The following is a 1,070-nucleotide window of genomic DNA, read 5'->3' on the forward strand; positions in this document are numbered from 1 at the left end:
TTGCGCCGCATTCTGCTGTTTTCCGGCTATGCGTCCCTGCAAGTCATACACTGTTACTTCGTCTAACAGGCTGCCGTTCAGGTTGAAGACTTCCAGCTGGTTGTGGCTTGTGCGGTAGCTTAGCTTGGCCTTCTTTTCGCCTGTCAGGTCTTTTATTGCTGTGCCTTTGCGTGTGAAATTCAGCACGAAACGGTCGTCAATAAAGCTTTCGCCGGTTGTTTTCTCGAAACAGTAGATGGACGATTGGCGGAGGTTTACGGTTTTACCCAATAGCTTGTCGGTCAGGTAAATATCGTATTCGGGTGCAAAGTCCCACAGTTTTTCGAAGCCCAGGGCTAGGCTGCCGGTTTGTTGAGTGGCGATACCTATTTTTATGCTGGCATCTTCCAGATTGGACAAGTTTTTTATGTCCATATAATAGCCTTCCTGTGTGATGAAATACACGTTTGCGCCATTTTGCACGCCTTGCTTCAGCATCTTGTAGATGTCCTTGTCCTTGTTGTAAGCCAGGCTTGCCTGCGCATCTTCGTCATAAACCAAAGCCGCCCTGTTGCGCAACTTGGTATCGCTGATGGATACGCGCATAAATTGCGTTGCTGGCTCTTCGGCCTGGGCGCTACGCAGGTTGTTTCCCGGATGATGTTGCGTCATTGTCAGGCTGGTTTTCAGGGCGTGGGCAGCAAAAGGGGTCTTCGGTTTTACCAGCACGGCCTGCATGGGCGCTATCTGGCGGGTCAACGGAGGCGTACCTGTGGATGTGCTGCTAATGGAATACGTGGCATAGTTTCCGTGCTGGTCCATCAAGCGGTAGTGGTCTTCAATCAGGCTGCTGTTGTTGCCGTAAGCGTAGAACTTATTGAAGTCGAGGTGTTCCATAAACGGATTGCCTATCAATATTTCTTCGCCTGTGCTGGTGGCTGCTAGATTGATGGTGGTCTCCTGCGCTACCCTGTCGATTGTTTCTTCAAAAATAAACCGGTATTGGTTGTCTGTCGGGCTATTGCCTCTTGGCGTATCCATAAGATCTGATTCGGGCGCTCCGTTATCGTCATACAGGTAATATCCGGCAT

The 1,070-nt window shown here is 50.0% G+C and carries 1 protein-coding gene; it reads right to left on the minus strand.

The genetic code is table 11. The features are described 5' to 3' along the window. The coding region (locus ACYPWY_RS16335; RefSeq protein WP_459686609.1) for a hypothetical protein at positions 1 to 1,070 on the minus strand (1,070 nt) is incomplete at both ends.

The organism is Viscerimonas tarda, assembly GCF_054601255.1.